The organism is Halovivax sp. (genome assembly GCA_007119345.1).
In the GTDB taxonomy this organism is placed as follows: domain Archaea; phylum Halobacteriota; class Halobacteria; order Halobacteriales; family Natrialbaceae; genus Halovivax.
Map to the genome: position 1 here is coordinate 21,327 of SKPV01000142.1, position 6,982 is coordinate 28,308.

Sequence of the window (6,982 nt, forward strand, 5' to 3'; positions counted from 1 at the left end):
CCCATCAGCCGGATCGACGCCGCTCGCGTGCCTCCGTCCACAGCGCGGCTGCAACGGTGAAGTCCGACGCGCTGGCGTAGCCGCGTTTCACGTACGGCGTCCCGTCGAGGGCGATCACCTCGAGGAACGTTCCGTACTCGCGCTGGGCGGCGTCGACGCGTTCACGCTCCTGGCGCGCGGCTTCGTCGAATCCGTACCCTCGCGCGCCGTTCACGTACATGTAGCTGTTCCACGGCCAGACGTGGTAGTGGTAATCGCGGTGCAACAGGAAGTGTGGTCGAACGTCGCTGCGGGCGAACGGCCGCGCTCGCAAGCGGAGCCCGTTGGGCGTCGCGAGGCGTTCGACCGCGTCCACGATCGATCTCGCACGATCGCGATCGATCAGTTCGAAGTACAGCGGAACGACGTTGGCGTCGCAGCCGAGCGTCGACGACGCCCTGTGCTCCAGAAACCGCCCCGAGGACCAGAGGTGCGTCAGCATGCCGTCACGCACCTCGTCGGCGAGACCCGCGTACGGCGTCTCGATCCCCGCATCGTCGAGGCGCTCGATCGCCGCCAGCAACATCGCCGTGTTGTACGTCTCCCGGGGTGCAGCCGCCGAGTCCCACCAGGAACTCCCGGAACCCGTTACGAGCGCCAGGTCGTCGTCGAAGAACCGTCGGCGGTGTCGGCGAGCGAGCGTCGCGATCGCCTCGGCGCGTTCCGTTAGCCCATCGCACCTGGCGAGAAGGATCACCAGAGCTGGGAAGGTGTCGACGCCCTCAGCCGGTGCCGCCGCCGCGTCTCCGTCGTGGACGTCGGTGTAGAAGACGTCACCCGCCAGCAAGATTTCGGCGAGTCCGCCGCCCGCCGCGCGGAGGGCGTCGACGTACCCCGCGGCCCGGAATCCGGCGGCGGCGAAACAGAGATCCCGCGGCCAGACGCCCCGGAAGTGTCCGCCAGACGCGAAGCCGGATTCGGCGCGGGCCGCGAGGATCGACTCCGCCGCGTCGGAGAGGCTTCCGCGGTTCGGATACCCGAGCGCCCGGATGCGAGCGTAGTGACGGAGGCGCCGCCAGAGTTCGCGACCGTAGTACCGCGCGTCCAGACCGTCTACGCCGAACCCCGGTGTGACGGTCGGTAGCCTCACCGCCCGGGCGCGACCGCTCGACCTCGTCGGATCGATCACGTCGCCCCGAACGCACCACCCTCGCTCGAGAGATCACGCCGCGGGAGTCGACGGACGACGGGGTCAGCGTTCATCATCGTCGTCGCTGTCATCAGCCGTGCCAGTCCCGTCCTCTTCGCTCTCGTCTGCAGCGTCCGCCTCGGCCTCGTCGCCGTCGACTGCCGTGCTCGCCCCGGCCCCGTCGTCGCCGTCCGTCCGGCCCTCGTCCACCGCACCTGTCTCGACCTCGTCGGCCGCACCCGTCCCGTCCTCGTCGTCGGCCTCGAATTCGCTCTCAAATCCCTTCTCGAACGCTTCGCCGTCGCCCGAAACCGAGCGCGTCGCATCCGCGGGCGAAGCGTCGATATCTTCGTCCGGCGTACCGTCGGGTTCCGTTCCCTGGGCGTGGGTCGGCTGGGCCTGCTCCGGGTCGGGGCCGACGGCCTCGCCGACTTCGTCGGCCGTCGCGACGTCCGAGACGTCAACGGTGACGTCCTCCCCGTCGTCGTTGCGTCGCGGATCGTCGACGTCCCCGTCGGCGTTCGGTTTCGTGCGCGGCTCCCGTCGATCGTCGGTGAATTCTACGTCGACGGTTTCCGGGCCGGCGCCGTCATCGTCCGGTTCGTCGGACTCGAGCAGGGACGGTTCGTCGGATCGACGCTGCGTGATCGCCAGTCCGGCAAGTGCGGCGCCGAAAACGCCGAGCACGGCCCGAGACCGGCCCGTCGCGCGAACCGCTCCCAGGAGGGTTCCGACGGCCCCGACCGCCGCGAGCGACCCGTCTCTGGCTCGCTCCCTGATCGTGGCCACCGCGCCTTCCGTCCCGGTCGGGACGGCCGCGAACTCGTCCGGGACGTCCGCCGGAAGTTCCGACGAGTCGAGCGCATCAACGGTCGCCGGGTCCGTCGACTCTCGTTGGTCGTCCGTCATCGATGCCGGAACCTACGGTACCCGGACGGTTGAAGGTTCGACCGGCGCACGAACGCTCGCCGGCCCGGGTATTACGTGTCCCACCGTGGTAGCGGACCGTCGATGGGAACCACGCCGGCTTCGAACGACGATTCCGGGTTCTCGATCTCGAACCCGGACGGACGGTGATCGATCGATGCGCGTTTCGAGCATCCTCGCGGGCGACCGGACGACCCCCGACGGATTGCCCAACTTCGACTCCACGACCGTGTTCGTCAGGGCGACGGCGAGCTACTTGCGGGGCGAGGCGTTTCCCGATCTGGGAATGCTCCGCCCCCAGTTGCGACCCGTCGCGAAGCGACTGAACCACCTCCCGCGACGCTTCCGGACGGGTCTCTACGCGAGCGGCGGTGCCAACGAGGGCATCGACCCAGGCGACCTGGGGAATCTGGACGTCGAGCGGTTCAGGAAGTGGGTCGTCGATCAGTACCCGGAGCGGGGCTATCCGGCGGTGATCGTCGGGTCGAGCAACGGCGCCGGCGTCCACCTGGCGACGCTGCTGGGCGTTCCGTTCCTCCCGCAGACGTTTCTCGTGCCGATCAAGCGGTCGATGGAGGCTGACGCGATCCGCGAGGACATCTCGTGGGGGACGCGACACGCCGGTCCGTTCCTCCAGGCCAACCCCGACGTTTCGCTCCACCAGATGCACGATCCGAACCAGGATCGGTTGATGGTCCAGAAACTGGCGTACTTCCGAACGAAGTGTCGCACGCTCGGCGACGCCTACGAGTCGTTCCTCGAAACGGTGCTCGAACCCGGCGGGTCGGTCGTCCTGCTGGAGTGTGAGTACGATTGGCCGGCGATCGACCTCGGACCCCACCACAGCTTCCAGCTCGGCGGCCTCGGCGGCCTCGATCCCGAGGAGTACTATCGTGGAAGCGATCGGGTGGCCCGCTTTCTCGCCTCGCAGGGCGCCGACGCCCGGTCGTGGGACGTTCCGGAACCCAACGGTCGGATCCCCGAGGCGGAGTGGGGATTCGACCCCGCCCTCCGGACGGACGTCGAACGCGTCGCGACAGAGCGCGATTACGACGTTCGGCGGCTGTCGTTCGAGGATCCCCGGGATCTCAGCCCGTTCGTCGCGGAGTTATACAGACGCCGGTACGCGGATTACAATCGACCGACGGATCGACTGTTCGTCCAGTCGTTCGCCCTGGTCGAACCGTGGTGGACCCAGCGGACGGGTTCGGTTCCGTACTGGGCCGCGTTCAACACGCGCCCCGACGTCGAGCACCTCGAGTCCTACCTTCGCTCCACCGAGCCGTACGACGAGATCTGGGCGACGCTGTTCGCTCACGGCCTCGAATCGGCCGGGCTGGCGTCGATCGACCGCTGGAGGTCCGCGCTGGCCGCCGCCCGCGATCGCGGCGGCTTCGTCGGCGTGGACGAGGCGGCCTTTCCGTTCGACGTCGAGACGCACGTGCGGTACCACGCCGACCTTCCCGAGACGATCGACGCACGCCATCCGATCCCCTCGCCGATGGCGTTCGGTCGCTTCGACCGGCTCGCTCGCGACGGCGTCGGCGACGCCGCAGTCGACTGGAGCGACGGTGCGCGACCCAGATCGCACTGACGGGTGCGTAACGCGGGGTTTCGAACTCGATACCGGATCGACGACCGCGATAGGTCAGTCGTTACGGTCCGACGGTCGGCGGACGAACGTCACCGGGAACTCCGCGCGTCTGGCGACCGTCTCTGCCACGCTCCCGGTCAGGATCCGTCGACGGCTCGGCCGTCCGTGGATCCCCATCACGACCTGATCGAACGCGTAGTCGAGCGCGTAGTCGACGATGGACTGCGGCGGCTTTCCGTACGTGAGGGCGGTCTCGACGGTCGCGTTCCCGACGGCGGCTTCGTCGACGGTGGACTCGAGTACCGCCTCACCTCGCTCGGTGAGCCCGGCGAGGATCCGCTTGAACGGCGAGTCCTCGAGCTCGCTCGCGCTGTACTCGAACGGGAGGCCGACGACGTGAAGCGCGGTCGGGTCCGCGCTCGGAAACGTCGAGACGGCGTACTCGAGCGCTCCCGTCGCCGCCGGCGATCCGTCCACGGGGACGAGGACGGAGCCGTCCAGATCCAGCTCCCGGTAGCTCTCGGGATCGAGCGGGACGAGCGTCGTCGCGACGGGAGCACGCCTGACGACCGCTTCGCTGACGCTGCCGAGGAAGGGATGATCGACGGACGTGCGACCGTGCCCGCCCAGCACGACGTGATCGACGTCCGACTCGGCGGCGTGCTCGACGATATCGCGGTGCGGAACGCCGAGTCGCACCGCCGTTTCGATTTCCCTCCCGCGGTCCGCGGCGAGCGATTCGGCCTCGGCCAGAACGGATTCGCAGCGCGCCTCCAGTTCGTCGCGTTGGACGGCGAGCGGGTCGTCGTCGATGGTCGGATCGCCGAGGACGTCGGCGACGGTGATGACCGTGATCGACGCGTCGGGAAAGGCGTCGAACGCGTACAGCAGGGCCGATTCGGATTGCGGTGCGCCGTCGAACGCGACGAGGACGTGAGCTGGCATGGTGAGTACCCCCGCGTGGTAACGATTCGGGTACGTCGAGATACCGTTCCGATGGATGATAAACGACGGGGTCGTGCTGGCGGACGATCGCGAGAGCCGTCCCTCGCCCCGATCCCCGTCAACGGTCTGGTGCGAGCGGCTCGGACGAGTTTCACGACACGTCGGACGGGAAAACAGTCATTGGGGCCGAGTCCGTTGACCGAACCGATGATAGAGAAGGTCCTCCACTGGTTCGGCTACGTTATCGCGCACGTGCTCTTTCTCGGGGCCAGGTCGCCCGAGTCCGTGGTCCGACGGCTCCGGGTCGCGTACCAGCTCGTCGGCGTCGAGATCGTCGAGACGCCCCGCGTCGACGACCGAGAGCGGACGATCTTTCTCTGTCCGTATCGGAATCTCGCGGCGAACCGGTTCGGGCGAAAGTGGCTCTGTCACGAGAAGTTAGATCGCGTCGACGACGGCTACGTGACCTTCCTGCGCTGGCATCGGGACATCGATTACGAACGTCCGCGGTGTTGTACGAACCTGTCGTACTGCGACGACTCGAAGTTCTGTTACTCAGAGGTCTCGGACCTGTGATCGACGACGCGATCCGGTCGCGAACGGCGGACGGCGTCGCTGGTGGTCGTTTGGACGGCGTCGCTGGTGGCCGGTACGTCCCGCATGAGCTCGCGTGACCTCACCGAGCGGATCGTCGAACAGTTCACCGACGACAGCGAACGCGCCGACATCTGGCGGGGTTTCGAGTACGTTCTGGAGACGGACTCGTTTCTGAATCTGGGATACTCGGGCCCGTTCCGGACCCACTTGCTGGGCGACCCGCAGGCGCGCCTCGTCGAGCGCGTCGTCGATCGGGCGGCGTCGCTCCGGCCGAAGCCGGCAGAGGAGCGCCTGCTCGACGTCGGTTGCGGCCGCGGGGTTCCAACCGCGTACGCGGCGTCGGCGCACGGCTTCGAGGCCGTCGGCGTCGACCTCGTCCCGTACAACGTGCGGATGGCGCGGGCGAACGTGGCCGACGCGGCGCGGCCGCCCGAATTCGTCGTCGGCGACGCGACGGCGCTGCCGTTTCGCGACGACTCGGTCGCGGCGGCCGTCTCGATCGACGCGGTGGTCTACGTCCCGGACAAAGACGCGACGTACGCGGAGCTCTCCCGGGTCCTCGACGCCGGTGGCAGCGCCGTCGTCTCGGACCTCGTCGCCGCCGACGAGGCGGACGTCGACCGGGCCGCGCTGGAACGATTCGGGCGGGCCTGGGACATGCCGTCGCCGGTGCCGTTCTCGACGTACGCGCGGACGATCGAGGGGACGGCGCTTCGGATCCGCGACGTGGAGGATCTGACGGCCCACAGCGTCGGCGGGTTCCGGAAGTGGTCTCGGCTCTTTCTCGCCCTCGCGGACGGGCCGTCGGGACCGGCGTTCCGTCGACTCCTCCAACTGGCGGGCCTCGAACCGCCCGTCGTCACCGCACAGGTCCGGGCGGCCCATCGGGCGTTGCCCGCGCTCCGGCACGTCCTGGTGACGCTGGAGCGGTGACTCCGTTCGAACTCGACAGCTCTCTGCGGACGGGATTCCCGCGAGGTCGAACCGTTAGCCCACCGATACCGTCCCGGCACCGAGATGGACCGACGTCTTCGCTAACCTGTAATCGGTTATTATGAAATTCTCGTTAATAGGTCGATGAATGTAACGAGAAAACGTATAATATATCAAAAGAGGGGAGTTATTGGGCCAGAGAGTGTAGGATGCACTCAATGAGCCGAGACATTCCAACGACGAGACGACGCGCCCTGAAACTCACCGGAGTCACCGCCGCTGCGGCCCTGCTCGCCGGCTGTCCCGACGACGAAGGTCCGGAAGAGGACGATGATGTGGACGACGATCCCGTAGACGACGAGCCCGATGACGATCCGGACGACGAGCCCGACGACGATCCTGACGACGACGAGAACGGATTCGAGATCGAACCAGGCACCGAAATCGAGTTCGACGGACAAACCCCCGGTTGGGTCGGTATCGCTCCCGACGAGATCGAAGGTGAGGAGAACCCGACGTTGATCCTCGAGGAGGGTGAGGAGTACGAAATCGGCTGGACGGAGGGTGACGGCGCCCAGCATAACATCGAAATCCGTGACGACGACGACGAGGTCGTCGACGACCTCGAAACCGACATCACGGAGGATCCCGACGACGACCAGTGGCTCGAATTCGAGGCGAGCGACGAGATGGCGACCTACGTCTGCCAGCCGCACGAGGGAACGATGGTCGGCGACATCGAAATGGGAGAGGCCGAGGACGACGAAGACGACGAAGAGATGGACGACGAAAACGACGACGAAGAGATGGACGACGAA

The 6,982-nt window shown here is 67.4% G+C and carries 7 protein-coding genes; 4 read left to right on the forward strand and 3 right to left on the reverse strand.

Translation table 11 applies throughout. The annotated features are described in order from the left end of the window. Window positions 1–4: 4 nt before the first annotated feature. Together QZT59_RS09875 and QZT59_RS09880 are read right to left on the reverse strand one after the other, a co-directional pair. A complete protein-coding gene (locus tag QZT59_RS09875; protein ID WP_290815008.1) occupies window positions 5–1,129 on the reverse strand; it encodes a hypothetical protein in 1,125 nt (374 codons plus the stop codon). A 102-nt stretch (window positions 1,130–1,231) separates the two neighbouring features. Further along, window positions 1,232–2,077 carry a hypothetical protein gene (locus QZT59_RS09880; RefSeq protein WP_290815011.1) on the reverse strand — a complete coding sequence of 282 codons (846 nt, stop codon included), beginning with the start codon at window positions 2,075–2,077 and terminating at the stop codon, window positions 1,232–1,234. A 175-nt stretch (window positions 2,078–2,252) separates the two neighbouring features. Here QZT59_RS09880 and QZT59_RS09885 point away from each other — a divergent pair, with 175 nt between their 5' ends. Continuing rightward, entirely contained in the window at window positions 2,253–3,689 is a 1,437-nt protein-coding gene (locus QZT59_RS09885) for a hypothetical protein (RefSeq protein ID WP_290815013.1), read from the forward strand. A 54-nt stretch (window positions 3,690–3,743) separates the two neighbouring features. On the opposite strand, the gene QZT59_RS09890 is transcribed toward QZT59_RS09885, so the two are convergent. Further along, entirely contained in the window at window positions 3,744–4,634 is an 891-nt protein-coding gene (locus QZT59_RS09890; RefSeq protein WP_290815016.1) for a universal stress protein, read from the reverse strand. Between the two features lie 207 nt (window positions 4,635–4,841). Between QZT59_RS09890 and QZT59_RS09895 the strand changes: the two genes are divergently transcribed. The 3 genes from QZT59_RS09895 to QZT59_RS09905 form a co-directional block, all read left to right on the forward strand. Next, entirely contained in the window at window positions 4,842–5,210 is a 369-nt protein-coding gene (locus tag QZT59_RS09895) for a hypothetical protein (RefSeq protein ID WP_290815019.1), read from the forward strand. A gap of 84 nt (window positions 5,211–5,294) precedes the next feature. Then, window positions 5,295–6,164 (forward strand): class I SAM-dependent methyltransferase, encoded by an 870-nt coding sequence (locus QZT59_RS09900; RefSeq protein WP_290815022.1) that lies wholly within the window; start codon window positions 5,295–5,297, stop codon window positions 6,162–6,164. A 218-nt stretch (window positions 6,165–6,382) separates the two neighbouring features. Then, window positions 6,383–6,982: twin-arginine translocation signal domain-containing protein (locus tag QZT59_RS09905; protein WP_290815025.1), on the forward strand; the 600-nt coding region annotated here is incomplete at its 3' end.

What these genes read in the sequence shown, in the direction of transcription:
- QZT59_RS09890 (WP_290815016.1), bottom strand. Translation starts at nt 4,634, where the DNA reads ATGCCAGCTCACGTCCTCGTCGCGTTCGACGGCGCACCGCAATCCGAA.
- QZT59_RS09900 (WP_290815022.1), top strand. Translation starts at nt 5,295, where the DNA reads ATGAGCTCGCGTGACCTCACCGAGCGGATCGTCGAACAGTTCACCGAC.
- QZT59_RS09885 (WP_290815013.1), top strand. Translation starts at nt 2,253, where the DNA reads ATGCGCGTTTCGAGCATCCTCGCGGGCGACCGGACGACCCCCGACGGA.
- QZT59_RS09880 (WP_290815011.1), bottom strand. Translation starts at nt 2,077, where the DNA reads ATGACGGACGACCAACGAGAGTCGACGGACCCGGCGACCGTTGATGCG.
- QZT59_RS09895 (WP_290815019.1), top strand. Translation starts at nt 4,842, where the DNA reads ATGATAGAGAAGGTCCTCCACTGGTTCGGCTACGTTATCGCGCACGTG.